The 26,125-nt window shown below is 42.7% G+C and carries 28 protein-coding genes; 14 read left to right on the forward strand and 14 right to left on the reverse strand.

The genetic code is table 11. The features are described 5' to 3' along the window. The 8 genes from GQS54_RS19275 to GQS54_RS19310 all read left to right on the forward strand — a co-directional run. Nucleotides 1-603: prolyl oligopeptidase family serine peptidase (locus GQS54_RS19275; RefSeq protein WP_166425555.1), on the forward strand; the 603-nt coding region annotated here is incomplete at its 5' end. A gap of 126 nt (nucleotides 604-729) precedes the next feature. Next, the gene (locus tag GQS54_RS19280; RefSeq protein ID WP_166425556.1) at nucleotides 730-1,581 is read left to right on the forward strand and encodes an SDR family oxidoreductase; all 852 of its coding nucleotides are present in this window, start codon (nucleotides 730-732) and stop codon (nucleotides 1,579-1,581) included. Between the two features lie 129 nt (nucleotides 1,582-1,710). Further along, nucleotides 1,711-2,868, forward strand: coding sequence for an ergothioneine biosynthesis protein EgtB (egtB, locus tag GQS54_RS19285; protein ID WP_166425557.1), 1,158 nt, complete (start codon nucleotides 1,711-1,713; stop codon nucleotides 2,866-2,868). Between the two features lie 30 nt (nucleotides 2,869-2,898). Further along, on the forward strand, nucleotides 2,899-3,855 hold the full coding sequence (locus GQS54_RS19290) for an L-histidine N(alpha)-methyltransferase (RefSeq protein WP_240920016.1): 957 nt from the start codon (nucleotides 2,899-2,901) through the stop codon (nucleotides 3,853-3,855). A gap of 95 nt (nucleotides 3,856-3,950) precedes the next feature. Further along, a complete protein-coding gene (locus tag GQS54_RS19295) occupies nucleotides 3,951-4,247 on the forward strand; it encodes a Dabb family protein (RefSeq protein WP_166425558.1) in 297 nt (98 codons plus the stop codon). Between the two features lie 158 nt (nucleotides 4,248-4,405). Next, complete coding sequence (locus tag GQS54_RS19300; protein WP_166425559.1) at nucleotides 4,406-4,894, forward strand: YqiA/YcfP family alpha/beta fold hydrolase; 489 nt, start codon at nucleotides 4,406-4,408, stop codon at nucleotides 4,892-4,894. A 490-nt stretch (nucleotides 4,895-5,384) separates the two neighbouring features. Beyond that, nucleotides 5,385-6,500, forward strand: a complete 1,116-nt coding sequence (locus GQS54_RS19305; RefSeq protein ID WP_166425560.1) for an HDOD domain-containing protein — start codon at nucleotides 5,385-5,387, stop codon at nucleotides 6,498-6,500. A gap of 473 nt (nucleotides 6,501-6,973) precedes the next feature. Further along, nucleotides 6,974-7,264 (forward strand): hypothetical protein, encoded by a 291-nt coding sequence (locus GQS54_RS19310; protein WP_166425561.1) that lies wholly within the window; start codon nucleotides 6,974-6,976, stop codon nucleotides 7,262-7,264. Between the two features lie 369 nt (nucleotides 7,265-7,633). Here the strand turns inward: GQS54_RS19310 and GQS54_RS19315 are convergent, their stop codons facing one another. The 3 genes from GQS54_RS19315 to GQS54_RS19325 all read right to left on the reverse strand — a co-directional run bounded on the left by GQS54_RS19315 (nucleotide 7,634) and on the right by GQS54_RS19325 (nucleotide 9,389). Beyond that, entirely contained in the window at nucleotides 7,634-8,035 is a 402-nt protein-coding gene (locus tag GQS54_RS19315) for an ACT domain-containing protein (RefSeq protein WP_166425562.1), read from the reverse strand. Nucleotides 8,036-8,127: 92 nt separating this feature from the next. Then, entirely contained in the window at nucleotides 8,128-8,889 is a 762-nt protein-coding gene (locus GQS54_RS19320) for an enoyl-CoA hydratase (RefSeq protein WP_166425563.1), read from the reverse strand. A 50-nt stretch (nucleotides 8,890-8,939) separates the two neighbouring features. Continuing rightward, nucleotides 8,940-9,389, reverse strand: coding sequence for a MarR family transcriptional regulator (locus tag GQS54_RS19325; protein WP_166425564.1), 450 nt, complete (start codon nucleotides 9,387-9,389; stop codon nucleotides 8,940-8,942). 227 nt (nucleotides 9,390-9,616) lie between these two features. Between GQS54_RS19325 and GQS54_RS19330 the strand changes: the two genes are divergently transcribed. Together GQS54_RS19330 and GQS54_RS19335 are read left to right on the forward strand one after the other, a co-directional pair. After that, nucleotides 9,617-10,597 (forward strand): alpha/beta hydrolase, encoded by a 981-nt coding sequence (locus tag GQS54_RS19330; protein WP_166425565.1) that lies wholly within the window; start codon nucleotides 9,617-9,619, stop codon nucleotides 10,595-10,597. 182 nt (nucleotides 10,598-10,779) lie between these two features. Next, nucleotides 10,780-11,070 carry a hypothetical protein gene (locus GQS54_RS19335; protein ID WP_166425553.1) on the forward strand — a complete coding sequence of 97 codons (291 nt, stop codon included), beginning with the start codon at nucleotides 10,780-10,782 and terminating at the stop codon, nucleotides 11,068-11,070. Nucleotides 11,071-11,200: 130 nt separating this feature from the next. Here GQS54_RS19335 and GQS54_RS19340 read toward each other — a convergent pair whose 3' ends face one another. From GQS54_RS19340 to leuA, 6 genes are all read right to left on the reverse strand, one after another. Beyond that, a complete protein-coding gene (locus tag GQS54_RS19340) occupies nucleotides 11,201-11,386 on the reverse strand; it encodes a hypothetical protein (RefSeq protein WP_166425566.1) in 186 nt (61 codons plus the stop codon). Between the two features lie 17 nt (nucleotides 11,387-11,403). Then, a complete protein-coding gene (locus tag GQS54_RS19345; RefSeq protein ID WP_166425567.1) occupies nucleotides 11,404-11,742 on the reverse strand; it encodes a hypothetical protein in 339 nt (112 codons plus the stop codon). A gap of 67 nt (nucleotides 11,743-11,809) precedes the next feature. Further along, nucleotides 11,810-12,193, reverse strand: coding sequence for a nuclear transport factor 2 family protein (locus GQS54_RS19350; protein ID WP_166425568.1), 384 nt, complete (start codon nucleotides 12,191-12,193; stop codon nucleotides 11,810-11,812). Nucleotides 12,194-13,062: 869 nt separating this feature from the next. Further along, on the reverse strand, nucleotides 13,063-13,587 hold the full coding sequence (locus tag GQS54_RS19355; RefSeq protein WP_166425569.1) for a RidA family protein: 525 nt from the start codon (nucleotides 13,585-13,587) through the stop codon (nucleotides 13,063-13,065). 51 nt (nucleotides 13,588-13,638) lie between these two features. After that, a complete protein-coding gene (locus GQS54_RS19360) occupies nucleotides 13,639-14,964 on the reverse strand; it encodes an aminotransferase class V-fold PLP-dependent enzyme (protein ID WP_166425570.1) in 1,326 nt (441 codons plus the stop codon). Between the two features lie 329 nt (nucleotides 14,965-15,293). After that, entirely contained in the window at nucleotides 15,294-17,027 is a 1,734-nt protein-coding gene (gene leuA, locus GQS54_RS19365) for a 2-isopropylmalate synthase (protein ID WP_166425571.1), read from the reverse strand. A gap of 155 nt (nucleotides 17,028-17,182) precedes the next feature. Between leuA and GQS54_RS19370 the strand changes: the two genes are divergently transcribed. Then, the gene (locus tag GQS54_RS19370; protein ID WP_166425572.1) at nucleotides 17,183-17,644 is read left to right on the forward strand and encodes an Lrp/AsnC family transcriptional regulator; all 462 of its coding nucleotides are present in this window, start codon (nucleotides 17,183-17,185) and stop codon (nucleotides 17,642-17,644) included. A gap of 33 nt (nucleotides 17,645-17,677) precedes the next feature. Here the strand turns inward: GQS54_RS19370 and GQS54_RS19375 are convergent, their stop codons facing one another. Both GQS54_RS19375 and GQS54_RS19380 read right to left on the reverse strand, forming a co-directional pair. Beyond that, nucleotides 17,678-18,613 (reverse strand): hypothetical protein, encoded by a 936-nt coding sequence (locus GQS54_RS19375; RefSeq protein WP_166425573.1) that lies wholly within the window; start codon nucleotides 18,611-18,613, stop codon nucleotides 17,678-17,680. A 99-nt stretch (nucleotides 18,614-18,712) separates the two neighbouring features. Then, nucleotides 18,713-19,366 carry a LysE family translocator gene (locus GQS54_RS19380; protein ID WP_166425574.1) on the reverse strand — a complete coding sequence of 218 codons (654 nt, stop codon included), beginning with the start codon at nucleotides 19,364-19,366 and terminating at the stop codon, nucleotides 18,713-18,715. Nucleotides 19,367-19,651: 285 nt separating this feature from the next. Here GQS54_RS19380 and GQS54_RS19385 point away from each other — a divergent pair, with 285 nt between their 5' ends. Both GQS54_RS19385 and GQS54_RS19390 read left to right on the forward strand, forming a co-directional pair. Beyond that, nucleotides 19,652-20,716, forward strand: a complete 1,065-nt coding sequence (locus GQS54_RS19385) for a YHYH protein (protein ID WP_166425575.1) — start codon at nucleotides 19,652-19,654, stop codon at nucleotides 20,714-20,716. 25 nt (nucleotides 20,717-20,741) lie between these two features. Continuing rightward, the gene (locus GQS54_RS19390) at nucleotides 20,742-21,062 is read left to right on the forward strand and encodes a hypothetical protein (protein WP_166425576.1); all 321 of its coding nucleotides are present in this window, start codon (nucleotides 20,742-20,744) and stop codon (nucleotides 21,060-21,062) included. Nucleotides 21,063-21,142: 80 nt separating this feature from the next. On the opposite strand, the gene GQS54_RS19395 is transcribed toward GQS54_RS19390, so the two are convergent. The 3 genes from GQS54_RS19395 to GQS54_RS19405 form a co-directional block, all read right to left on the reverse strand. Next, a complete protein-coding gene (locus GQS54_RS19395) occupies nucleotides 21,143-21,583 on the reverse strand; it encodes a DUF6515 family protein (RefSeq protein WP_166425577.1) in 441 nt (146 codons plus the stop codon). A gap of 179 nt (nucleotides 21,584-21,762) precedes the next feature. Continuing rightward, nucleotides 21,763-22,008, reverse strand: a complete 246-nt coding sequence (locus GQS54_RS19400) for a Bor family protein (RefSeq protein WP_166425607.1) — start codon at nucleotides 22,006-22,008, stop codon at nucleotides 21,763-21,765. Nucleotides 22,009-22,574: 566 nt separating this feature from the next. Continuing rightward, nucleotides 22,575-23,750, reverse strand: a complete 1,176-nt coding sequence (locus GQS54_RS19405) for an aminotransferase class I/II-fold pyridoxal phosphate-dependent enzyme (protein WP_166425578.1) — start codon at nucleotides 23,748-23,750, stop codon at nucleotides 22,575-22,577. A gap of 373 nt (nucleotides 23,751-24,123) precedes the next feature. Here GQS54_RS19405 and GQS54_RS19410 point away from each other — a divergent pair, with 373 nt between their 5' ends. Continuing rightward, nucleotides 24,124-26,121, forward strand: coding sequence for a TonB-dependent receptor (locus GQS54_RS19410; protein WP_166425579.1), 1,998 nt, complete (start codon nucleotides 24,124-24,126; stop codon nucleotides 26,119-26,121). Nucleotides 26,122-26,125 lie beyond the last annotated feature (4 nt).

A 26,125-nucleotide genomic window follows, 5' to 3' on the forward strand; every position in this document is an offset into this window, starting at 1 on the left:
GCCATTGCACATGTAAGAGGCGGTGATGAGCTAGGAAATGATTGGCATGAACAAGGTAGATTAATGAATCGTAAAAATTCCTTTTCAGATTTTTTATCTGTAGCTAACTATCTAGTGTCAGCCAATTTCGTGAAGAAAGGCAATATCTATGCTTCTGCGGAGAGCGCAGGTGGAACTATTGTTGCCGTAGCGTTGAATAAAGAGCCTGAACTATTTAAAAAAGTGGCTATGTTAGTGCCATTTGTTGATGTAGTTAACACCCTAATGGATGAAACGCTGAATTATACAATTTCAGATTGGGATGAGTTTGGAAATCCAAAGAAAGACCCGGCAGTATACAAGTATCTAATGTCATACTCCCCATACGATAATATTCAACCTCAAGACTATCCTGGTATATATGTTAGCGCAGCTATAGACGACCCGGCAGTTGGCTATTGGGAAGTAGCAAAATGGGTATCAAAAATTAATAAGTTAAGGACGAATAACGAACAGTTAATATTCGATATACGCAATGGAGGTCATATCAAAGGTGGTCGCTATGAGCGATATCATAATTTTGCTAAGTTTATTGTGTTCTTCCTTGACGAAGGTAAGGGCTAATCGTGGAACTTATAACGCAAACTAAAGTTGTCTTTACCATTACCAATGTATTTACTTGTGAATAGACCGAATCGATAAACTCACTAGAACACGTGTATTTCATTATTAATGTAAAGGTAAATAACATTGAAAATTGCAATCACCGCCGCAAGTGGCCATTTAGGGTCAGAAGTAGTTAAAGCGACAATCGCTTTACTAAAAAAAGAAGATGTAATCGGATTAGCACGAACACCAGATAAAGCTAAGCATTTAGGTATCGAAGTTCGTCTAGGTGATTACAATGACAAAAGGGGGTTGGAAAAATCGTTACAGTCTGTTGATACCTTACTGCTAATTTCTGGCATGGACGCCCCCGACAAACGTATCGTTCAACATAGAAATGTTATTCAGGCTGCGAAACATGCTGGGGTCAAAAAGATTGTTTATACCAGCATTCAAGGGGCAGAAGAAAACACTGCGTTTTCGCCTGTGGTGCAAAGTAACCGACAAACCGAGATGGATATTACCAGCAGTGGTATGGACTGGGTTATTGGGCGAAATGGCATTTATATAGAGCCTGATATCGAATATATCGAGAGTTATAAAAAAGCGGGGGGCATATTTAATTGTGCGGGTAATGGCCGATGTGGCTATACCTCAAGAGCCGAGTTAGCTTACGCGTACGCAAAAATGTTAACTGAAGATAAACACAATGCTCAAACCTACAATTTACATGGGCAAGCGCTTACACAGTACCAACTTGCAGAATACCTAAATAGAGCGTTCGGTGCACAATTAGCCTATACCCCTGTGACGGTAGAAGAATACCGAGCGGATCGTATAGCTGAATTAGGCGAATTTATCGGTGAGGTTATCACGGGGATTTATCAAGGAATTCGTGAGGGGAAACAGGATAATCCCAGTCATTATTTTGCTGCGGCTGGCCGAGAGCACGAAAGCTGGCAGTCGTACTTTGCCCGTGTAAAAGCAAATGCATAAACGATAAAAAGATCGACGAGGCCTTACTGGTTTATCTTGCGCTTGCGGCTCTGGTAAATCGAATACAAATGTTGGCCACCATTGACGCAAAATTTAGATTTTACCTATTATATTTTAAGGCTTTACACCATGTTATCAGCCCAATATCGAGAAACGCGACAATACACCGAGTTGCTTTGCGCGCCACTTAACATCGAAGATTATATTCCCCAAGCGGCTGATTTTACTAGCCCACCGAAATGGCATTTGGCGCATACTAGCTGGTTTTTTGAAGAAATGATTTTGACAAAATTTGTCGCGGATTATGTTGTATTCGATACATGCTACGGTTTTTTGTTTAACAGCTACTATCAAAGTGTTGGTGAAAAAGCAGTACGTGCCCAACGCGGCGTGATAACACGACCTACTGTTGAACACGTATACCAATATCGGCATTACGTGGACGAGCATATTCAACGTATGCTCAGTGGGGATATTCCGCAATCAGTTAAAGCGCTTATTACTCTTGGCATCAATCATGAGCAGCAACACCAAGAATTATTACTAACTGACCTGAAATATACCTTATCGTTAAATCCCATAGGTCCTGTCTATCGGGCAGATTTCAATCTGGTCGGTGATCATAATCATAAGAATCTACAAGAGCAAAAGTGGTTAAAAATCACCCAGGGTGTCTACGAAGTAGGTCATTTGGGCGATAACTTCTGTTTTGACAATGAACGGGGACGACACAAAGTTTATCTACAAGAATTTGATATATCTGCGTCTTTGGTGACCAATGGTGAGTATATTGAATTTATTGAAAGTGCTGGTTACAGTACCTTCCATTATTGGTTAGATGATGGTTGGACTTGGTTGAATAACAACCACATTGATTGCCCATTGTATTGGCAAAATATTGATGGTCAATGGCATTACTACACGTTAGCGGGTATCAAACCCGTGGATAGCCAAGCCGTTGTTTCGCATATTTCGTATTACGAAGCGAGTGCGTTTGCTAACTGGAAACGTATGCGCCTGGCGACTGAATTTGAATGGGAAGTCGCGTCATCAAAGTTCGAATGGGGTCAACGTTGGGAATGGACATCGTCTGCATACCAAGCCTATCCGGGGTTTAGTATTAGCGAGGGTGCCGTCGGAGAGTACAACGGCAAATTTATGGTCAATCAAATGGTATTACGCGGTGGATCTGGTGCCACCTCAGAGCACCATTCAAGAGCTACTTATCGAAACTTTTTTCAGCCACATCATCAGTGGCAATATTCTGGTATTCGATTAGTCAAATAAGTAGGCTGCCTTAGTATGGTAATAAAAGAGATGAGCAAAATGATTGAAGAGTTCGCGAATAACGTTGACGCTGGCCTGAGCCAAAGTGAAAAAACGCTACCGTCTAAATATTTTTATGATGAAAAAGGCGATGCGCTTTTTATAGAAATAATGGCTATGCCAGAATATTATCTAACGCGTTGTGAAATGGAAATATTCAGCACGCAAACCCGAGCCCTTATCGAATCATTCCAAGCCGATAAAAATGTATATTTTGAGTTAATTGAACTGGGGGCAGGGGACGGTAGTAAAACTCGTAAATTGCTTGAAGCACTTAGCCAAGAGGGATACCAGTTCGACTACATGCCGGTGGATATTTCTAAAAATGCATTAGATCAACTTGAACAATCGTTGCAACAAAGTTTGCCTCAAGTATCTGTTCTACCAAAACATGGCGATTATTTTGACATGCTGGGCTCAGTAAAAGATAGCCATCATCCTAAAATTGTACTTTTTCTTGGCTCAAATATTGGCAATATGACTGATGCAATTGCCAGCGAATTTCTTTATCAACTTGGCGCCAATTTGAGCAAGAATGATAAATTATTGTTGGGCACAGATCTGATTAAATCAGCTGATATCGTTTTACCCGCGTATAACGATGAAAGTGGCATAACTCACGCTTTTAACATGAATCTTTTACACCGCATGAATGTAGAGTTAGGTGCCACTTTCGATCTAAATGGCTTTGAACACGCCCCAGAATACTGCGAGCAAGAAGGTATTGCCAAAAGTTTTTTACTGAGCAACTGTGTACAATCCGTCGAAATTGAAGCTACCGGAAAAACCTATCATTTTGAGGTAGGTGAAAAAATTCACACTGAAACGTCACGAAAATATAGTGATGAGATCATATCTGATCTTTTACTCAAAACTGATTTTTTGGTTGCGGCTAAGTTTACTGATAAAAATAATTACTATGCTGACTACTTACTGCATCGAAATTAATAAATCATTTAACGCCTGCGAATACGACAATTTATGTAAAGTACGCATGTGTTACATACATCGAAGATGAATTAATAAAGATACGGGCTAACAGCATGATTAGACATATTTTACTGATTAAATTAAAAGAGTCAGTTAGCGCATTTGAAGTAGATAAGCTCAAAGCATTATTTGAATCAATTCCACATAAAATTGACGGTGTGATTTCGGTGGAATGGGGTTTAAATAACAGCCCAGAACAGTTAAACGATGGGTATACGCATTGCGTCTTGATGACATTTTTGGATGAACAAGCTCGCCAAGAATACTTGCCTCATCCAGAGCATGAGGCCTTAAAACGCGTATTTGTTCCCTTGTTGGCAGGTATAGTCGTATTCGACTATCAAGTTTAGGGGAAATAATTGTCCTGCTTGGTATCATGCGCTTCGTATATAAGTCACATCACTCGATAGCGCTCGTCGTAAAAGGAATGATTAATTGATAAGGTTACGTGTTTATTTTTTCTTCGTTTCAGGCGGTTATTTATTACATAAAAACGTATAGGGTTGATATGAAAGTTTATTTTTCTCATGGCAAAGAAAGTGGCCCTTGGGGGAGCAAGATTAAGAGACTTGCAGGCATAGCAAAAAGCCATAATTGCGTGGTTGATAGTGTTGATTATTCAGGTATCCATGATCCAGACTTACGGGTTGAACATTTAGTTAATATATTAAAAGATGAAATTGATGACTTTATATTAGTAGGCTCAAGCATGGGGGGTTATGTCTCACTTGTTGCGGCTGAGAAAGTGCAACCTAAGGGCGTGTTTTTGCTGGCTCCTGCTTTGTATATAGAAGGCTACAGACAACAAAGCTATAACGTTAGCAGCAACATCGAAATAGTGCATGGGTGGTCAGACGATATTTGTCCAATCAACAACTCAATAAAATTTGCGACTGCAGCTAATTGCCCTTTACATCTTATTCCTGGGGATCACCGTTTGAATTCTTCGATAAATATTGTCGAAGGCCTATTCTCTCTTTATCTAACATCATATTAACGAGCCATTCTTTTAGACTCAATATCTAAACCATACCGAGGAAATGAGCCCCAGTAGCAAGCCTGCAAGAGGAGCTTTGAATTTTTCGGCATAAAGTTAGAGCGGCGCCGTAAAAAATTAACTAATATAAATTTGTTTGGCGGCGTTGTTTGTCTTTAATCGAGTGAATAGCGATAGACTCATTTTTAAGCGGCTGAATGCAAAAATAATAGACTAATACTAAAGTTTTAGAGTAGCGGGTCTGGGGCTAACTAGATATAAATCAAAGACTAAACAAAAATTATTAACATTTTACATAACTTAATGCTGGGTAAATTTTTTATTGCAGTTAGAATGTACTCAACAGGTGTAACAAATTGTGTGACGTTTTGAGAGTAAAGTATCGAAGTTGATTTTATATTTAGTGTGGGTGAGTCATTTTTGATACAAGATTTTGTACATTCTTGTCGTCGAGGGTTTTAGTTTTGGGGCAGTTGGAACCATTTGAAATATGTTTGAAAAATTAATATCACGTCTCTTTAGACGAAACAGATCAATTAGCTCCCATGACCAAACTGGCGCTGAGCACCGTTCAGAAAATACTTCCCAGCCTACGGTGGGTTTAGTTACAACAGAGAATATAACTGAAACGTCTGATATCCCTTTACCGACACGCACTGTCACGATGAGTGTGGCGTCTTTAAATAGATTAGACTTTTTGTTTTACGATTATCTACTTGGCCCGTCACAAACTAGCACCACATTAAATCCAATTGAACAGTATATTTTAACGCGAGTGAATCAGGCACTTAAATCACCCGAGAGTGTATTAACACATTTCCCCGTGTTACCTCAGTCAGTTATCGCCTTAACTAATTTATTGAATGATCCTGATTTTGACTTAAAAGCCTTTATCAAAGTGGTAGAGAAAGAGCCAAGCATCGCTACTGAGCTGATGAAAAAAGCCAATAGCCCCGCTTATAAGCGGGGTGATAAAGACATCACCAACTTACAACAAGCATTTATGTTTATGGGGGCGAAGGACATAAAAGAATTTGTGCTTAATCGCTTTATTAAAAATTTATGTCAACAGAAACCCATTTATTTTAAAACCTTCGGCGAAAAAATCTGGCTACACAGTCAAGACGTAGCAAGTATCGCTAAATCTCTCGCTGCACAGCGCAAACAAAACGGTGATGCAGCCTACACAATTGGCCTGATGCATGATTTAGGCAAGGTGGTGATTTTCCAGTTTATGGTGGAAGCATTTAAAAAGATCGATCCAGATTTCAAACAAGACTCGTTGGTGTTTAAGAAGTTTTTAAGTGAAAAGTCTATGCGCCTGAGTGTTGAACTGATGAAAATATGGAATATGCCTAAGTTGATTATCGAAGTGGTGCAAGAGCAAGTAGGTGTTATCACCGAATTGGATAATATCGAACCGTTATCAGCGACGTTATTTGAAGCGAATCTCATCAGTGAGATAAGTTTGTCTTATTTAGGGGGGCATATTCAACCCGACGAATTAATACCGTTATTAGCGCAAACGAAATTGCGCCCTGACGCGACAAAATTTCTACTGCAAAAATTAGATCTTGAGCAAAATTCGGCACTTGTGGCCGTCTAGTCTGAAATATATCGATTTTGTTTAAGCGGAAATATCTGTCAGATATTTTTCAGGTTTCATGATTCGCAGTTTCAATTGACGCTAATGATTTTAGTGTTATGTGCAAAATGCAAAATGCAAAATGCAAAATGCAAAATGCAAAATGCAAAATGCCAAGCGCGTTCAGCTTTTAAAACCCTAGAAGTCGAGTCGTCGATATTTCTGATCCCCTGTTAAGCAAAACCTATTCAGTGCGCTAGTTAACGGATGTCTTTTACATTTTCCAACTTATCCCTGGGGCCAAACATTTTCTGATGAATAGCTTTAGGTGGGTAAATTTATTATCGTTGCTATTTCTTATAAGAAGGGCTCAAAAAGAACGCAAAGTAAGTAGAGTGCGTAATTATATTGTGCGTAAAGCCCTAGGTTGACATTTATACCTGGTGAAGCCGTTAAACACGCCGCTTTTATTCGCGAAAAAGTGTATAGGTGCGTTGAAACACATTACCGTGCAGGCTCAGAAACGTACTTTTGCAGGCAATTCGCTAAGAGGGGTTATTGGATTATATATTCTATTCAAGCAACCGGATATGTTCAGCAGTTCTATCATCAGTAGCCCATCTGTTTGCTTTGCTGATAAAGATATTTTGTCGCAGTTAGTCGTGAAAAGCGAACTACCCAAGCGTGTTTATCTGGCGTTTGGAGTGCAAGTGACACTTAATGTCGGGCAGCAGCAAGATAGGGAGAGCGATGCAAAAGCGTTTGCACAGAAGATCAACGATTAACAAAATCAGTCACACTTAAATTCTCTGTGATTTAAAATGCAACCCATCCAGAGTATTTCCTACAACGGCTATTCACGGTTTAGATTGGCTATACAAAAAATAGCTTATGGCTTATGTTCCATATACAGAGCAAACTATTTAATAAAGGGATGTATGTTAACCGCCCTTTACAAACCCGCAAAGTGAATAATAAAGCCCCTAAAATTAAAGGTTACCTTCAGCAATGGCCACCACTTGCTTGACTCAACAGTTTCCCATTGTTTACGATTCGCCTAACTTATAAAGAGTACCGACTAAAAACCTACACACTTATAGCACCGTAAATACAGCACCGTAAAATATTGCAAAGAATATACTCTTTAGCGGATATTAATTCATTGTGGCAAATTCATTTAGCGCTGACATTGCTAGTTCCGCTTTAGCGGTTGGCACGTAAATATGGTCGTGATAATACGCTGCGACGACGTTGGCACTGATGGCGTATTGGGTTAGTTTTTCCGCTACTGCTGCGGTTAACCCCACAGCCTCTAAACTGGAGTGAACAGTTAGGGTAATTTGCCTATACGTACCTGAAAATGAAATATTCGCCCGTTCTGCATCATTGGCTAACAATATGAGCGTTAAACCTTCAGATTCTTGAAAAAAGCATACTGGGTTCAAATGAACATAATCAGCTACTTTGCCATTCACAGTGCAAAAGGCATATTCCCCGTCTTGTAAATGAGGTGCCATAGATTTCAGTAATTGGGTAAGTTCCATTATACCGGACATGGATATTCACTTTTATAAATTTTAAGGGCCTAAAGCACAGCAGCATTTTATCAGAATAAAGTGCTGCTGTGATTATCTATCGTTATCCAGCGCTAATTGAATTTAGGAGCCCGTTTAGCGAAGAAGGCAGCTACTGACTCTTTAAATTCCGTTGAAGCTAATTGCTCGGCAAAAATAACACCTTCACGCTTCATTTGCGCCTGAACTTCCTCTTTGTTTACGCCGCGGATCAAGCGTTTTGACTGCTTCACTGAATTAGGCGCTAAACTGGCAACTTGCTCTGCTATTTTTAGACTTTCAGCTACCAAGGCGTCATCTTCGAATACCCGAGTGATAAGACCTGCACTCAGTGCTTCTTGGGCGTCTAATGTTCGACCTGCAAGCATTAAATCATTTGCCCAAGCTAGACCCACGGCAAGGGGTAGCAACAAGCTGGACGCGGCTTCAGGTACTAAACCTACATGGGTAAAGGGTGCGCGAAAGCGTGCACTTTTGCTGGCATACACCATATCGCAATGTAACAACATGGTGAGGCCAACCCCAATGGCAGGGCCATTCACCGCGACTACAATAGGGGTTTCACATTCTGAAATAGCCTTTAAAAATCGAATGACCGAAGGCGTGCCATTTTCTTCAACTGGGTTAATGAAATCATCTAAATCATTACCCGCAGTGAATGTATCGCCATTAGCGGTTAATAGAACAGCGCGGATCTGGTCGTCATGGTTGCTCCGCTCTAGCTCATCCGCTAGGGCTGCGTATACTTCACGATTGAGCGCATTTCTCAGCTCAGGACGATTTATGGTTAACGAAAGAACGCGGTTATTTAGGGAAACAATAAGGCTCTTTGACATGTTGAGACTCCGGCAATGTGGTTGGGTTAATACAAGTCACTAAAATGCGACTAAAACGGTTCTTTTTCACTGACAATGTTTTCTGCATTTTGCGTGACGTGGATTAAGAACCGCGCAATGGTTTGTTGCTCATCTAAGGTGAATTTTTCCAGTAGAGCATGATTAATGTTGCGTACTTTCGAAGCGGAGCGCTTTGCAAGTTCGCGTCCTTTGGCCAATAAGATAACGTTTTGCACCCTAGCATCAGTTTTTCCCTGTTGGCGGGTAACCAATTCTGCTTTGCTCATTCTGTCAATCACGCCCGATATACTGGAGTAGCTCATGTTGAGCTGATCGGCAATTGCGGTAATAGGGGCGTTGTCTTGCTTGGCCAGTGAAAACAATACGCCTAATTGAGTGGTGCTAATGTGTAATTCACTCTTTAGCTTTCTGTCAGCCGCTTTAAACAAAGCACCATGGGCCAGTTGCAGCAAGTGAAATATCTTGAGTTGCTTTTTCATTAAAAACCATTGTCGACGCACATTTATTTAATGTACGAAATAAATTTTTTAATTGCAACGTTAAGGTCTATTTTTATGCCGACATTCAGACATTTAAGTCTTATTTATTTAATGTGCGAAATAATTTATTTTACATGCGAAATAAATAATGCTCTTATGATTTAAAAGGTAATCAGAATCTAAATGTAGTGAATCACGGTAATCACTGCACAACGAAGAGGCTAGTTATGAATAATTCAACGCAATCGGGTATAGGATCGTCTGCGCAATCTTTAACAAGTCTTGCTATATCAAGCCATATAGCGGACGAATTGAATACTAGCAACGAGCCTTCCACCGCGGATGAAGCGTCAGGTAGCGAGCTAAGCGTTGAGCATAAAATCGTCACGGGTGCTGGTCATTCTGTGGTGCTTAAGGTTTTTATGAGTCAGCTAAAGCCCGTAAAAGGTGTTTGCGTGGTTGCAGCGGCGACCGGCGTAGCACAACACCTATATCAAGACTTTGCCATTTGGCTAACTTCGCTTGGTTACGATGTCGTTACATTTGATTATGACGGTATTGGCTTGTCAGTAGCTACGCACGTTAAGCACTGTAAGAGCGATTTATTAGGCTGGGCAAACCATGATTGCCCAGCAGTGTTAGCGTTCGTTGAAAGCCACTTCATCGACCTCGAATGCATTTGGATTGGTCACAGCGTAGGTGGGCATCTGCTCGGTATGATGCCTAATACAGGTAATATAAGCCGGGCGATTACCGTCGCAGCAGGTACAGGTACATGGTGGTATAACTCAGCGCCTACTAAACGTGTTGCGTGGTTTTTATGGTATTTCTTGGTGCCAGTTACCGTGCCAACGTTAGGATACTTTCCTGGCGATAGATTGAAAATTATGTGTGATCTGCCAAAAGGCGTCATGATGCAGTGGCGACGTTGGTGCTTAAAAGAGGGGTACGCAGTTGAGGGGGAAGGCCAGTGGCTTAGAGATCGTTTCGCTAACGTTAATGTGCCCATCACAGCAATTGCCTTCAGTGACGATGAAATGATGTCCATGAAGAATATCGATATGTTGCATAATCAATTTAGCGGCGCAAATGTTACCCGCAAAACAGTTCGACCCGAGGATATGGGCCACAAAAGAATAGGGCATATTGGTTGGCACAAAGGGCGCTACCAAAACATGTGGGAGAAAGTATTCACGCCCTTGTTATAAGACTAGATGTAATTTGCTGAGGCGTATTTATTTTCATGTTGTATTCGAATTGTCATTATATGCAGGTATTTTATTGACGTTTTTTATTTAACAGTGATCAAATGGAACTTATTCAGGAAAAGAGCGGTCAACTGTTATATCAATGTTAAATTATCATATAAATACAGATCAACGAGAGAAAAATGGCCACCTTATCCACAATTTCACACATTACATGCGATGTGAAAGCGTCCCCAGTAGCAGATATATCTGCCCACCCTAAAAGAGTTTTAGGGTCAATGATAGCGCTAGATTTGCTCGGTGTTGCGTTAATGCTGATAGGACTGCGTCAGCAACTTCATCCTCAAGGCTTATTCCCCGAGTCGTTAAATGTGCCCTATGCAGGCGTGATGATGCTGACGGCCGGAGTTGTATTAACGCTACCTTTTTTCATATCGAGTATTAAAGCCAGCTTCGGACCTTTTAATAAGTAGTCGTAGACATAAGCCTAGTGTCAATTACATCGCTTAAGTAGAAGCCATCACTGTTGTAAATCAATTATTGCTCATTTTCATTTTGTAGTAAGTACCTTTAGTATTACTTTAGTGTTCTATTCTTAGGAGCTTAAATAATCCCTTTTACGATAGGTTTAGGTGAAATTTTGCTCCAGGGATATCGGAAAGTACTGACCCAATCACTCAGGCCAGTACGCACTAAGCCTTTAGTTGATAGGGTAGCGGTTGAGTTGCCCGAGATTGAGTAAAGCGTATTTTTATCGGTTTCGATTCTATCTACGATAGGGATAAACATTTTTTGAAATGCCTTAGTCACACCCGAAGCCCACTTTCGCCGACTGCTATTACAGTTTGACCAGAACCTTGTTGAGTGTATTTGAGGTTGCCTGAACCAAATACCTTCAATTTACCACCAGTATTTAATAAATAAGTCATATTTAAGGCCGAGCAAAAATCATAGCCGCAGGCTCTAGGCTGATATTGCTCTATGGGTTTAAGGAACGTTAGGCTAATTTGGACTCCGTTGCACTTGCAAAATGCTTGATATGGCAATGGTGACTCCAAATGGGCAGTGAACGAATTATAAAAGTGAGAAAAAAATTGCGTTAACGATATTAAAGCCGCACTAGGAAGATCGTTATCGGAACGCATTACCTATGACCTTAAAGGCCCCAACGATTATTTCAAAAGTATTCTCTATCACCGCAATTACGCGTGGCTAATACATCGTATTATCATTTTTTGACTCACTGGGTATTTCTTGTATCGAGTCCCAATGCTCGACAATTTTACCGTCATCGTCAAAACGAAAGAAGTCCATAGTGATGTACTGCATATTGTCAGGCCAGGTTTGGTGAGTGTGCAGGGCGACCAAATCCCCTTGTGAAATAGCCCGCACAAACTCGATACTTTTTACAGGGTAATCCTCAGCCATTTCAGTGAAGTAATCGATAAAACCTTGTTTATCATTTTTTACTGCTGGATTGTGTTGAATGTACTCATCACCCACATAAAGTGCGACCGCTTTTGCTGGCTCACCTAAATAGGCCGTGCGATAAAAATCAATGGCGTTTTGCTTATTCGCTGCTAGATCGTGTGTCATTTTTAGCTCTTTTGTTAATGTTTGTGTTGTTCTTTTAGTTTATAGCCTAGATGGTTTAAGCCGGTGTATGGAGGATCAACAGCAGTCGATTACTGACCTCTCTGCTAGCTGCTTTATCAAATACTAGCGCTGCTGGGAATATCGTTGGTTCTCAGCATATCGGTCATTCTCAGAATAAATCACTTAGCGCACAACTACAATTTCCCACATTACTGCCACGCAGAATAAAACAATACCCATATTTTTAAGAAATTTCCCATATTTGAAATAACTCTGTTCGTTGTCTCTTCTATCATAGTGAGCAACCACAGTGATAAGAAAAACACCAGTTCCGCAAATGAGCGCTGCGAACACTATCCAAACAGATTCTTGGTAAAGGTGAATGCCACCTTTGCTTCTGCTGGGGATATAAATCTCGCCTGTATAAAAACTATGAACGCCATATGACAAAATGCATAGGGCATAGGGCAATAATCAGGCTGATAATACGCTCTTTTAAAGATATTTCATTGGCAATATATACGCTGTTTTCATTAACGTTACGCACTGGAGGAAGGGTGTAAATACCAGACGACTTGTTCTCTTCTGTTGCTTCAAAACGACTACTATCGCTAGATGAAAGGGTGTGGTCTTGCTCGCTTTTTTGTGCGCTTTGGTAATCATCTATTAAGGCGCAAATTTTTTGAAAGCGCTAGGGGTATGCGTCTCGATTGATATTCCTGTGCACATCCAATAACTCTGGGTAGGTGTACTATTCGAATTTAGGTTCCATCTATATCCGTTTCATTAGAAGTTAGGGTAAATATCTGCGCTGGTGCTTTACACACTAAGTCAGCAAATTACCAAGGCAGATTTACATTGAGTCTAGATTATTCTTTTAACTCGATAACCGCGCTGACTTCTACTGACATATTGCCCGGTAGGCCGCTCATGCCTATCGCCGCCCGAGCGGCTTTGCCGTCGTCGCCAAACGCCGTTACAAACAGATCAGAAAAGCCATTGATGACCTTGGAGTGGCCAGTAAATGTAGGTGTGGCGTTAACCATTCCGGTAATTTGCAATACTTGCTTGACCTTCGATAAATCGCCTACCGCTAATTTTATCGTGGCTAATGCACACAAGCCTACCCGCTGAGCGGCTTCGTATCCTTCATCAATGTTGAGCGTATCGCCCACTTTGCCCAGTACACTTTTACCTTCGCAGGCGCCGTGCCCTGATAAGTACAAAGTACTGCCTGAACGTCGCCAAGTAACGTAATTGGCGATGGGTTTTACCGGAGTAGGTAATTCGAAACCAGCTGCTTTAATGCGCGCTTCGGGTGAATCATTGGCTAAGGCAGTAGCCGATAAAGTAAGGCCAATAGACAAAACACTGGTTAGGAGTAATTTATTCATGCTGTTCCTTTTGATTATAATTATTAGAATTTATTTTGTGTTATTCAGCGTTTAACCGAGGTTTTTCAAGGCGGTAACTAGTTGGCTAATATCGCTTGCTGAGGTAAACACCTGGGGTGTAACCCGTATACAGCAGCCGCTGGACAGTCCGACACGCACCACGGTGAAAACACCAAATTCGTATTCTAGCCTTTGTTGAAGCTGTGTCGCATCTTCCAGCGTCGCTTTACCAACAAGACGAAACGCGCCCATACCTGTTGATGATCCTTCGTCAGAGCCTCCTAGCACCTCGATATGGGGCATGTTACGCGCTTCGTTTGCCCACAACGAGTGTAAGTAACGCAGCCGCGCTTCTTTGTTTGCGCCGCCAATCATATGATGAAAATCAAGCGCTGCGGGCAGCGTCAGAATAGCAGCAAAGTTGACAGTGGCTGTGTGAACACGTGCGTTCACACTAGCGTTTTTTGGGTCAGATTCACCAGGGTAGGCGGACACTTTTTTCAGCGAGCCGTTTTTCATATACAGCGCACCTACACCCACTGGGCTGCCAATCCATTTATGCAAATTAAACCCTGCCCAATCCACATTCAACTCAGTGATATTAAAATCGATTAATCCCCAAGATTGCGCGCAGTCGCATATCACATCAATACCTCGCAGCTTCGCGATGGCTGAAATTTTAGCGACAGGCAATATCAAGCCATGTTGATTACTCACGTGAGTGAGCAGCATTAATTTTAAGTTAGTGTGCTTATCAAAGGCCTCAATATATTTATCGAGTATTTGTTGCTGATTTGCCTGAGGAGGTAGCTTTACCTCAACTGCATCGAGGTTTCTAGATGTCGCTAGCCATTGCATGGTGTCTTTGAAGCTAGGGTAATCAATGTCGGTGTAGAGAATGGCATCGTTAGGCTCTAATTTATTGTACTGACGAATTAAATTATGTATCGACTCCGTGGCATTGCGAGTAAGCGCAACTTCGTCTTCTCGCGCCCCCAGCGCTTCGGCAACTTTACGGGCGCTAAGTTTATGATCTTCGCCATAATGTTTACGCGCATAGTAGGAGAGGTCAGTGTTGACCATACGCGTCTTTTCTATAAAGGCTTCTTGTACTGGTCGAGACATTTTACCCCAATAACCATGTTCAAGATTAACAATACCTTGGGCCGTGTCATAAAACAGTGCAACCTTTGCCCAAAACGACTCATCTTTGGCCAGCGATGCTGCTGACGCATTTTTAGGGATAACCGGAAATTCAGTCAGGCCAACGTGAGGCGTGCTGTGCGCAAGTCCAGACATCGCTAGTGAGCAAACAGCCCCAGCAGTCAGGGTTTTTAGGATGGTTCTACGCTCAAAATTTGTCGCGTCTTCGCTCATTACTACACTCTCTTTCGCCAAGTATATTGTTAAATAAAAATCTTTTGATTCAGACAATTAGTGCTAAAAATCAAGGGATGCCAGCAACATGTGCATGAGTCGAGCCAACCAGCGCGGTTTCCGCAAAATCTCACTCTTGATGCACGCGAATTGAAACAGAGCACAAGTAGACAAAAAACTAAATAAAAAACAAAACAAGAGCCGAGCGCTAGCCAAACATTCAGCACAGCTGAAAATATTGGCTGCTAATAGGTTGGCATGTGCTGACTAACTAAACGAAAAGCACCCAGTAATGCAAAGTAATCACCGGGCCTCTTTTTTTTGGCGAACTAAGCAGAGCAGTGGGCTTGCTCGTTAGCCGCAGTTTTGGCTCGAGTCTGCTCTATGGCGGTTTGAATACTTCCACGTTGCTCGCCTCTATTCATTCCACTTAGTATTGCCTTGACGGCAGCTGTCAAGATGTTGCTATCTTTAGCAACGCCAAAGCGTGTGTTGCTATTGCCTGATTTTAACTCTAAATAACATACGGCTGTTACGCCTGAGCCTTCACCAATGGCGTGTTCGTGGTAATCTATGACTTCCAGCGGTGCATTAATAAAACGAGCCATCGCGCGGGTTGCGGCATCAATCGGGCCATTGCCGATGTCGCTGATCGTGATGAGTTCACCCTTTAACACTAACTGAATATCAATTTGCTGCTGGTTGTCTTCAATGGTTTTAATTTGACATTGTTTAAATTCAATCCAATCTGGTTGAGTTAAATATGTTGACTCAAATAGCGACACAATACCCGCCGCACTCATTTCTTTGCCGCTTGAATCATTATGTTGTTGTACTATTTTACTGAATTCAATTTGTAACTTACGCGGAAGCTGTAAGCCGCCTTCGCGCTCCAGCAAAAAGCTAATGCCTCCTTTACCTGACTGACTGTTCACCCTGACAACGGCATCGTAACTGCGCCCTAAATCAGCAGGGTCGATGGGCAAATAGGGCACTTGCCATAAGGCATCGGCTTTTTGCACGGCCAAGCCTTTTTTAATTGCGTCTTGGTGCGAGCCTGAAAACGCAGTAAACACTAATTCACCGGCATAAGGGTGCCGAGGATGCACAGGCAACTGGTTACATTCTTCTACTAAATTTCGCACTCTATCGATATTCGAAAAATCTAACTCTGGGTTTACCCCTTGGGTATATAAATTGATTGCCAGCGTGACTAAGTCAACATTACCTGTGCGTTCACCGTTACCAAACAAACAGCCTTCTACTCTATCTGCGCCAGCCATTACCGCTAATTCTGCTGCGGCCACGGCAGTACCGCGATCATTATGTGGGTGCACACTTAACACAATATGTTCTCTGCGGTTTAAATGACGATGCATCCACTCTATTTGGTCAGCGTAGGTATTCGGGGTGTTCATCTCAACGGTGGCGGGTAAGTTGATGATGATTTTATTCTCAGCGCTCGGTTGCCACACTTCAACGACTGCGTCGCACACATCTTTGGCAAATTCGATTTCGGTACTGGAAAACACTTCAGGTGAGTATTGGTATGTCCAATTCACTTCTGCTGCCTGGGCGGTTAATTCCTTTACCCACGCGGTGCCTTGAGTGGCAATGTGTTTTACGCCCGATTTGTCGGTTTTATATACGATATCGCGAAAGGCAGGAGCGACAGGATTGTACATATGTAATATGGCTTGCTTTGCGCCGCGTAAGCTCTGAACTGTACGCTGGATTAAGTCAAAGCGTGCTTGTACCAATACTTCAATCGTAACGTCGTGTGGAATATGATTCTTTTCGATCAGCAAACGCACAAAATTAAAATCAATGTCTGACGCTGAGGGAAAGCCCACTTCAATTTGTTTAAAGCCAATAGCGACTAACTCTTTAAAAAAGCGCAATTTGGTTTCAATCGACATGGGGTCGATAAGCGCCTGATTACCGTCGCGCAAGTCTGTGCTCATCCAGATAGGTGCATGAGTAATATGCTTATTTGGCCATTGGCGATCAGGCAAGCTAACCCCTTCAAAGCGCTGATATTTAGTGTGTGGTTGGCTGATCATTTTAAGTTCCCGCTGCGTTATAAAGATTATGCATAAGCGTAACCCAGCGCTCAGCGCAGATAATTGCTAAAACAGGTATATTTTATTTTCTTTAAGCAATAATATTGCGTAATTATTGGTTTTTTTGATTTTTAGCGCTTTAAAGAGGAGGTATCGTGGAACTTGATAAATACGATCGTCATATTCTTGAAATAATTCAACAACGAGGGCGGATCTCGAACCAAGAGTTAGCCGATGCGATTAATCTGTCTCCATCACCGTGTTTGCGCCGGGTGCGCCAATTAGAAGAAAGTGGATTGATAGACGGATATGTCGCCATGGTAAATGCCCGTAAGCTAGGCCTAAACTTGCTGTCTTTTATTCAAATTATTATGGATAGACACACACCCGAGCGCTTCGCTACATTTGAACAAAGCGTCACCGGTTTTAGCGAAGTGTTGGAATGTCATTTAATCACTGGTCAAGCTGCAGATTATGTACTCAAAGTGATTGTAAAAGATATGGACGACTTTCAGCAGTTTTTGCTCGATAAACTCACCCGTATTGAAGGCGTCAGCGGTGTGCACTCGTCATTTGTACTTAAATCCCCAGTGAAGAAAACCTCCTTACCTGTGTAAATTCGCTAACGCCAGTACGCTATCAAATTTGTACTAATACACCCAACCATCAACACAGCTGGTAGGTGTGCCGAGCTCGTCGATCTCAGCATAAATATCGTCTATATACTCTGAATCAACGCCATCTTCTTTGGCTTTTTCGAGCCAGAATGAAGCCCGTGGCATATCATTTTGACAAGCATAATAGGTGCCTAACCACGTTTCAGCTAAACGATAACCTTTCTTTGCCGATTGGGTGAAGGCGGCTAAGGCTTGGTCTTTTGCATGTTCTTGTAGTGATTTACCAAGAGCGTAATAAGCCTCAGGCTTCTTGAATTCATCGATGGCGAACTGCCACAAAGTTTGCGCTATAGCAGTGTCCCTGCGTATAGACTGAGAAAAGCTAAGCAGAGAATAGCGATAACTGCCATCGTCTAAGGATGACGCCAAGTCATGTATTTCTTGATAGGGTAAATTTTTGTAATCATTGATTTTACGATTGAATGCGTGCTGAACGTATTGTTCGCTGCGGGGTATTCTTGGCAAACCAAACAACAGCTTGTTTTGACGTAAAAAAGCGAGGTTTTCTTGTTCATTTGACTCGGTTAAGTAACGAAACCAATGGGCAAGTGCGTTACTGTCACAGCCGCCATGTTCCGTTATCACTTCATCAACCATCTGCGTCGCCAACAACCGGGTTTCAGCTGCGCCTTCCATCCAATAAATGAATTCAGCTAAACCATAATCTATGTTCTTGCGCAGTAGGTAGTCTACCTCAGGTAAGAATTTAGGGTCTTGGGTTAAATCAGTCTCACAGCGCCCATTCATTTGCTTCAGCGCCATATTTACCAGCTCAATTTGCCCTATTACCTGCGCATATTTCATGGCTAATTGCTCCATCTTAGAGGGCGCATTTGCATGTACACTTTTTACATGCACACTTAGCGTCAATATCGATAAAAACACACCTAACAATAATAAATGGGTCATCAACTGCCTTTTGTTTTACTCGCGAGAATGTACACAGAATCATTGCACTATGCGTTAAGGCTTATTGCGTTAGGGCTTATGGCATTAAAGCTCAATGCACTAACGTTCGTTGGGCGCGACGGTTTGATCATCGAAAATAAGTTTCGATCCCAGAAAGACTAATACACTGCCAGATACACCTTCCATCCAACGCATGGCTGTGCTGCTAGCAAAAAAGCGCTTCGCCGAACTAACCGCACCTGCAAGGCTGCACTGCCAAATCATGGCAATCACAAAGTGTATGGCTGCCATAGTCATTGCTTGTAGAAACGGCGAGTACTGAGGGTCAATAAATTGCGGTAAAAAGGCTAAATAAAACACGGCGGTTTTAGGGTTAAGCACATTCGATAAAAAACCCTCTTTTAACGAGCGATTCAGACTTGAAACTCTTACACCGCTAGCATCAATGGCAACACTCGCATCATGTTTAAGCGCGGCTTTTAATGCCCCCATGCCTAACCAAATGAGGTAGGCGGCACCTATCCATTTTACCACCATAAAAAGCTCAGCTGATTGCAATAAAATTGCCGATATCCCGACAGCAGAAAAGGTTGCGTGCACAAATAACCCTAGGCAAATTCCCAGACTAGTTACCACGCCATCGCGCCCACCAGAGCGGCTGGTATTTTTTATCACAAGCACGGTATCAATACCCGGGGTAAGGGTTAACAGGGTAATTGCCAATAAAAAGGCTTCAAAATTTAAAATGTGCATCTATCAAACTCAATTATTGCGACGGTGAGTACAGCGGCTTATTAAAGGAAATTTATACCACACTGTGCACGGTAATCGAATCCCTGCTTATCAAACTACGAAGAATTAAAATGACCCAGAGTAAGAAAATGGACAATTGTTAAAAGAAATTCGTCAAATAGGGTAAGAGGCCATGTAAGTATTTGTAATAAAATTAGATTTTCATCAATGAATATGTGAGGCTGTTTTTAAAACACATCCACGAACGCTGTAAAATAAAGATTCAAATGAAAAAGGATATCAAGCATGCGCTTATCTAATCGACTCCCGTCACTAATAGGCCTTATGGTATTTAGTGCAGTGTTTTTAGGGGGATGCGACAGCTCCTCCGACAATATGATTAAAAAGTCTGCTATTTCTACTGGCATAGACATTTCGATGTTTGCCAAAGACGCATTTACCGAAGCCCCAAAAATTGTTGATTGCGAAACGGCACAAGGCACTGCAACAACGTGCTATCAGTTCGTTACGTCAGGTGCCCCAGCAGGACGCGTACCAGGCCCTTTCTGCCCTAGAACAATCAGCGATGGCGCCGATGTGACTGGGGGCTGGTTTAGTAAAGACGGCACAGGTGATTTGATCGACCTCACCGGTAACTTTATTTTAATGTTGGGTGAATATTACGGTGATGAAAAATGGATGCTTTACGACGCTAAAACCAAAAAGATACGTTACACGGCCACCAAAGCGGCATGTTCAGGGGCAGCACGGCCTGATGTAGAAGAGCAATATAAGCAAAACTGCATTGAGTGCGAATTGACATATCTTGATGATGATTTTTCTTTAACGTACCTCATTCCGACTACGCCTATACCTGGCGCAGAAACAGCCCGAGTGCACACCGTGGGCATAGCCCTAGATGGTACGGAATTATCAGGGCCTGCGCCTATAAACGCTATTTTAGGAAGTTATACCATTGCGGCGTTTGATGATTGCGGCGGGCATATTAATTTGCACCAAGGTTATCACTACCATTCTACAACTGGATGCACTAACGCTGTAGCTAGCGAAGACGGACATGCATCATTAATTGGTTATGCCGTTGATGGTTACGGTATATACGCGATGAGAGACGCACAAGGCAAAGAAGAATCACTTGATCAGTGCCGCGGTACAACTGACGAAACGAGGGGCTATCATTACCATGCTGCGACTCCCAGCGAAAACATGTTTATTGGGTGTTTGCATGGTGAAGCGGTGAGTTCAGGGGATGGCCCTCCAGACGGTCCTCCTGGTGATAGGCCTCCTCCGGAGGGAGCTCCACCCGCTGGTGGCCATTTATCCGCTGGTGGCCCTTCGAATCATGGTTAACGGAAAAACGATAGGAATGGAATTTATGCTGTTTACAAAAATGCTGCATAGAGCGCTAATCGTGCTTCTAGCGGCTACCCCTTTGTTGACTGTTCCTGAGTCTGCCCACGCACACTCGGGGCCACTCAACGTTATTGCGCTAAATGCATGCCAAGAAAAAGCAAAGTCTGATGCATGCGAGTATGAAGGTGGCCATAACGATTTATATATTGGTACCTGCCAATATATGGCAACCGCCTTAATGTGCGTAAGAAACCAACCGATTCAAAAGGTGACGCCTAAAAAGTCGGGATCTGACGAAGAGCATACGCACCGAGTACAAACTGAGACGCCAGTAAACGGCTAGCATTGACGCCTCACTAAATTTCCGTCGTATGGCGACAGTAGCGCGGCTACCGTAGCGCGGTTATCCTAGCTAAATTTTTTTTAACTCGTGCTAACTTTATAAGGGTTAACAACAACTTGATATTGTTGATTACGGGGATCAAACCGATACCAAACCCCTTTGCATTCGTGATAGTCGAACTCATGATAACGAACAATGCGATGCCGTTTAGGGAGCTCATTGACCCATACCCCTATTGGAGCCGCAATGACTTCGTAGCCCCGCGATGAGTCGCGATAGAATACGCCATCAGCATAATAGCGGCCTGAGCCGATAGGGGTATGTTTGTCGGGGATGGAGGATATGATGGTGCCAATCGCAACCCCTACGCCTAATATAATTAGCGCCGCTGGCCCATTACCTCCACCACGAACATTAACGCTACCATGGCCATGCCCCCCCGAATGCCTACCATGAAACAAACCGCACGACGACAAAAGAAAACAACTACTCAGGGTGATAAAGACAGTACGAACTTTCATAACAATGCTCCCAAAATTTACTTTCATGTATTTTGGATACTGCAACTAGGAGATTGTTAGTGTGTATAGCGTAAAGATTGTGTAAAGGGGTAAGGTTAAAAAGTATGGGGGACTAGATTTGATTGAATACCGAACGCATAGGCGCTCGCATAAATTATTTAATATTAGTTTACTTTACACTAAACTTTAGCGGATCTGGGCGTGTATATACCCCAGGTTATCGCTCCTAATAAGGCATTTATAAACGTTTGTTGTGCTTCAACTTTAATAATATTTACTGCACCACCACAAATTTGCGCAGCATTGGTTACTTGCTCTTGACCTAGGCCGCTGATAAAAAATGTTTGAGACTTGTCAGAGGTAGGCACCTCAGCATTAACGGTGAATGTTTGAGCTGCTTGATTATGAATTGTTGCCCTTAAAATATAATTCCATGTATAGGCAAAAACATGAAAATGCTAACCTGCAAATCGCGCCGGTTAGATACTATTGCTCAAAGGTGAGGTAAGTGATTTTTATACGTAGCGATAGGTTGATGGTAATATTTTCACTTACTTTACACGACTTTTTTTACCACGTTAGTTTGTTGGAACATCCGTTGTTATTATTAAGGCATATTGGAATCGAGTAAGCTAAGTCAAAGAAAAGACCATAGAGTAATCTTGAAAAGTTAGACATTTTTTAAGCAATATCTGAAGCTTGCTTTAGATATCCAATTGGATCCGTGTTTTTATTTGCGGTTTAAGCTGAAGTTGCATTAGCCCCGAGCAGCGTAAATTGGGACGTACTTTGAAAGCAGGCATGATTGCCCTGTGCGAAATGCATAAGTGGCTGCGGGCCATTAATACGCAAACGTAGCGCATATCTTACTGCACTGAGTAAATATGATGTGCGCTGTAAGACGTTCACCAAGCGAATGTCTTACAGCGCAACTTTACTCTTAGAGTGAGAATCAAAAACAAGCGAGAAATGCTGACTTGCCATAAAGCGTTTATAAAATGAGTTTTGTCATAAACCCATCTAATCTGGCCAATCCCTCTTGCAATTCACTTTCAGCAGATGCAAATGATAGGCGCACATAATGGTCGCCCTGATATTCGCCAAAATCATTACCGGGCGTTAATGCTACATGAGCTTCTTGTAGCGCGCGTTCGCAAAATGTCATCGCAGACAAGCCCGTAGGGCTTACATCTATGTACACATAAAACGCGCCATCTGGCTGAACAGGTACGTGTAAACCACATTCTTTCAAACCCGCTAAAATCAATTCTTTACGAGACTTAAGCATCGCGCGGCGTGATTCACATACGGCAATAGAAGCCGGTGTAAAACACGCAAGGGCTGCTTTTTGCGCCAACGTCGATGGGCAAATGTAATAGTTTTGCGCCATGCGTTCCATCACAGGTACGGCACGTTCCGGCACAACGCACCAACCAAGTCGCCATCCTGTCATGCCGAAGTATTTCGAAAAGCTATTAATAACCAGTGCTTCATCATCAAACGATAAAGCCGTAACCGGTTGATAATCTGCGTCACCGTGATGCAGATTAAGGTAAATTTCATCAATAATGCGCCATGCACCGTGGCTTTTAGCGAACTCGCACATGGCCTTTAATTCTTCTGGCGCAACGGCAGTGCCTGTTGGGTTTGAAGGTGTGGCTAACATCAAACCACGCGTACCGTCTTGCCAGTGTTTTTCAAGCAAGTCCATATTTAACTGGAAGCGTGAATCTGCTGTAGTCGGCACTAACTGAACATTGCCACCAAAGCTCTTAATAAACTGGCGGTTACAGGGATATGAGGGGTCGCCCATGATCACATTATCGCCAGCATCGACAAATGCGGCGGATAACAGCAATAAAGCAGCCGATGCCCCCGCGGTCACAACGATACGGTCGGGGCTTAAGTTAATATTATGCGCCGTTTTATAAAAGCCCGCGATGGCTGCGCGCAGTTCAGGTAAGCCTAATGCCGATGTGTAGGGCAGGGGGGAAGTTGTGGCCAAGTTTTGCATAGCAAGCAATACATCAGGCGGCGCCCCAAAATCAGGCTCACCAATGTTTAGCTTCACCACATGATGGCCTTGGGCCTCTAACTCTGCTGCCTTAGCCCCAAAAGCCATTGCAAAAAAAGGCGAAATATCTTGGGCGCGCTGTGAATATTTCAAATGATACAACCTGATTTATTGAAAAAAAAATTGAAAACGTAAGGCCGATATTCTGCCACTTTTAGGTCTATAAAACAGCATTAAACATTGAAACAAGTCTACTAAATTTGTCTCGCATAATAAGCACTGTGCTTACTTGCAGGCACTTGTGCTGTTTTAGATTTACGTGTTGTAAGAAGAGTATTTAAGTTTACTTAGTCCCCACTTTTTCTGACCCCACTTTTTCCGTAGGTCTTTGGGTTGGCGAGCAATATTTTTATAAATCACTTGACCAATGGGATAGAAATGTGACAAATTAAAATGCAAATGATAACTATTACTATTTGCAGTTGAGATTCACGTGAACCTTAAGCCAATCATATCTTGCCTGATAATGTTAAATGCTAGCGCCTACGGCCAGTCGTTTTCTGGAAAAAAGAACAATATCGATAACGAGCCACTCGAACGCATGGTCGTTACCGGCACCCGCAGTGAATTAGCTCAATCCCGTAGTCCAATTTCTATTGATGTAATAAGTGGCGTTGAGCTACAACAAGTTAGCCACGGTACATTGGCGAGTGCACTTAATTACATCCCTGGAGTGGTGACCAAACGCAACAGCAAAGATGGTTACACAGTGCAAATGCAGGGCTTTGATGGAGATCATGTGCTGGTGTTGCTTGACAGCCAACCGCTTATTTCCCCTACGGGCTCCTCGGTCGATTTAGATCAAATCAGTGTACTAAACATTGAGCGCATTGAAGTGTTACGCGGCGCTGCTTCAGTGCTTTACGGTAGTTCAGCCATGGGCGGCGTAATCAACATCATTACCCGGAAACAAGCCAGAAACAGTGGCAAGTTCAGATACCAAGCGAGTAGCTATACACAAAATAGCATTGATTCAGGTGATGTGGCTGGCTTGTATCAGTTAGACCTTAGTCAAATGATTTTAGGTTGGCAGGGAAGTGTTAGCGCACAAAAAATTGACGACCCCGGTTTTGACTATGACGAAAATACACTCGCACAAAGCGCTCCAAGCACGGACAAAACATTTGTTAATTTCGGGCTTGCCCGCACATTTGGTGAGATAAATTTAGCATTGAAGTCGCGCTATTTTAGCGATGAAAAAACAAAACTGCGTTATGCCATTCCGGGGCAGACAGGCGATATAAGCTATCTATCAGATGTGGAGCAGTGGCAACAGGATTTTAGTCTCAGCAAAGAGCAATTATGGAAGGTACAAGGGCGCTATCTGCAACATGATGAAACCAGCGGTGACTCGAACGGCCTGCGCGATGCCATTATTAAACTGGCGGAATTAGACAGCCAATACCAGTGGCAACTAAAAGACTTTTCGTTTGTGTCTGGCTTGGTATTACACCGAGATGAACTGTACCAAATAAAGCAGCCTGTGGTGTCAAGCTCTACGGGGGATGCTACATCAAACGGCACTATTGAAATTGATGACAAAGGCCGCAACAGCGCAGAGGGCTACACCCAAGGGAGTTGGCAGGTAGGCGAGCATGAATTAGTCGCTGGCGTACGGGTTCAGCACGACAGCGATTTTGGTTGGCATTCTGCTACTCGTGTGAATGGCTTATTCGCTCTAAATAAAGATACACACAATGCATGGCAATTGCGTGTCGGGGCGGGGCAGAGTTATCGCGTCCCTACATTGAAAGAGCGTTTTTATGTGTTTGATCACAGTAACTTAGGTTACATGGTATTGGGCAATAAATTTCTTGAGCCTGAAACTGCGCTCAGTGCCAATGTAGAAATGAGTTATCAGGGCAGTGTTGGCAATTTACTGGCCTTGGGGACTTCTACTAACCAGCAGAGATCGCCGAGGTTATCACTACGGGCTAATGCGCACTACGCCAAAGCGGAAGACTTTATTACCACAGTAACGGACGCAGAGGCATCGGCGCAAACGGGCTTGCTTATCTCACGTTATGAGAACGTAGATCAAACCTATATCAAAGGCGTGGACTTATCAGCCAAGCTAAGCTGGGCCAAGGTCGATTATCAATTGAGCTACAGCTACCTGCACGCAACTGACGATGACGGCGCATATTTAAGCGACCGTCCTACCCACCAGATTAAATCCAACGTGAATTGGCAGCTGCCCTTCGACATCAATCTTCTAGCGTATGTGGTCTATGAGGCGGGCGAACATCAAAACAGCACCCAAACCGGCATCGAAAAAGACGATTGGCTAAGCGTGAACCTAAGTGTAAATCAGCATATCAACGAGCAATGGCAGTGGAATGCTGGAGTCGACAATGTGTTCGATGAACATCAAGACAGTACCGCCATTGCCTCAGGATTACTCGACGTCAGACCACTTGCGAGTCGGCGATTGTTTGCAGGTGTGACATATCAATTTTACTAAAACA

It is taken from the genome of Paraglaciecola sp. 20A4, from assembly GCF_011378905.1.
Taxonomy (GTDB): Bacteria; Pseudomonadota; Gammaproteobacteria; order Enterobacterales; family Alteromonadaceae; genus Paraglaciecola.